Raw genomic sequence first — 1,493 nt, 5'->3', positions numbered from 1 at the left:
TAGTACCTTTTCACAGTGGTTCTGACTCTTTGACCACTTCCGGATAGGCCCGACCCATCTTGGCTCGGGCCTTGTCGGTTGTGAACATCCAATCGATACGAGCTCCGGCAGCGTTTCGCTGGCGCTCCCATGCGGCGATCTCGCTGGTGAGACGCTCGGCATTGTCGATACGTCGATCCAGGCACTGGCCGTTGAGGACGCCGATCTCGATCTCGACCATGTTGAGCCAACTGGCGTGCTTGGGCGTGTAGTGGAATTCCAGACGGCGCAGGATGCGGCGGGCTTCGGCCGGCGGGAAGGCTTCGTAGAGGGCGCCCGCCGTGTGGGTCGACAAATTGTCCTGCACGACGCGAATGCAGCTTGCCTCGGAATAATGGACATCGACGAGGTCGCGCATGCAGTGGGCATAATCTCGTGCGGTGCGCCGCGCGGTGACCTTGACCCTTCGCCAAGCCCGGTTCACGTCAAGAAAGACGAACAGATTGACGGTGCCGTTGCGGCGGTACTCATAGTCGTAGCGCTCCAATTGGCCGGGCTCGGCGGGGATGGGCTGACGAACCTCGCCGATGAGCTGCACCGGGGTCTCGTCGAAGCAGACTACCGGGCGCTTTGGATCGGGCGCTTCGGCATAGAGATCGAGCACGTCTTCCATGCGTGCCACATACTCGCCGTTGATCTGGGGAATGCACCACATGTCCCTGCGCCACGGCTTGAGGTGGTTCTCGGCCAGCCGGCGGCGCACCGTCTCGTGCGACAGACTATCGTGATCGGTCAGCTTGACCATGGCGTCGGCAAGCAGTTCCAGCGTCCAGCGGCGTCGGCCCGCAGGCGGGTTCGCGCACGCCGTCGCCACCAGCAAGGCTTCCTCCTTGCCGGTCAGCTTGCGCTCGGCCCCCGGACGCGGCAGTTCGCTCATTGCGTATTCCAGATTGCCCTCCACAAAACGGCGCTTGGTGCGATAGACGGTCGAGCCGCCCACCGCCGCCACCCGGGCAATCTCCTCGTCGCTGCTTCCGCCATCCGCGGCAAGCAGGATTTGGGCCCGCTTGAGCTTACGGGCAGCATGCCTGCCTCCCTTCAGCATGGTGTTCAACTCGTCGCGTTCGGCTTGGCTCAGTTCCACTCGATAACGTATGTTCATTGCGGCCTCCTCGTCGGAGGCACCGGACGAATCCAAAGATGAGTCAAAAATCAGACGCTGCACAGCGGCCCGCCGACAAGGGCTTCACCGAAAAGCAGGGGCAGTACCTGGCCTTCATCTACACCTATGCGCACATGTTTCGGTGCCCGCCCGCCGAAGCCGACATCCAACGCCATTTCCAGGTCAGTCCGCCGTCGGTCCATCAGATGATCGTCACCCTCGAACGCAACGGCCTCATTCGCCGGCAACCCCGCGTTCCAAGAAGCATCGAGATCCTTGTTCCTCCGCAACGACTGCCCATTCTCGAATGGCTGGAAATCAACCAGTCAACATCACTGTGAAAAGGTACTAG

Annotated in this window: 2 protein-coding genes; one reads left to right on the top strand and one right to left on the bottom strand. The window is 61.6% G+C overall.

The genetic code is table 11. The features are described 5' to 3' along the window. Nucleotides 1-10 precede the first annotated feature (10 nt). On the bottom strand, nucleotides 11-1,141 hold the full coding sequence (locus NMG80_RS36955) for an IS630 family transposase (protein ID WP_254022703.1): 1,131 nt from the start codon (nucleotides 1,139-1,141) through the stop codon (nucleotides 11-13). 38 nt (nucleotides 1,142-1,179) lie between these two features. Here NMG80_RS36955 and NMG80_RS36950 point away from each other — a divergent pair, with 38 nt between their 5' ends. Next, the gene (locus NMG80_RS36950; RefSeq protein ID WP_254022702.1) at nucleotides 1,180-1,482 is read left to right on the top strand and encodes a LexA family protein; all 303 of its coding nucleotides are present in this window, start codon (nucleotides 1,180-1,182) and stop codon (nucleotides 1,480-1,482) included. The last annotated feature ends 11 nt before the right edge of the window (nucleotides 1,483-1,493 follow it).

The sequence above is a fragment of the Mesorhizobium escarrei genome, from assembly GCF_935825525.1.
GTDB lineage: Bacteria > Pseudomonadota > Alphaproteobacteria > Rhizobiales > Rhizobiaceae > Mesorhizobium > Mesorhizobium escarrei.
Note: the sequence above shows the minus strand (reverse complement) of the source record. Positions and strands in the feature narration are given on the sequence as shown.

Bases quoted from the DNA above. Each gene is read 5' to 3' on its own strand.
- NMG80_RS36955 (WP_254022703.1), bottom strand. From the start codon at position 1,141: ATGAACATACGTTATCGAGTGGAACTGAGCCAAGCCGAACGCGACGAG.
- NMG80_RS36950 (WP_254022702.1), top strand. From the start codon at position 1,180: ATGAGTCAAAAATCAGACGCTGCACAGCGGCCCGCCGACAAGGGCTTC.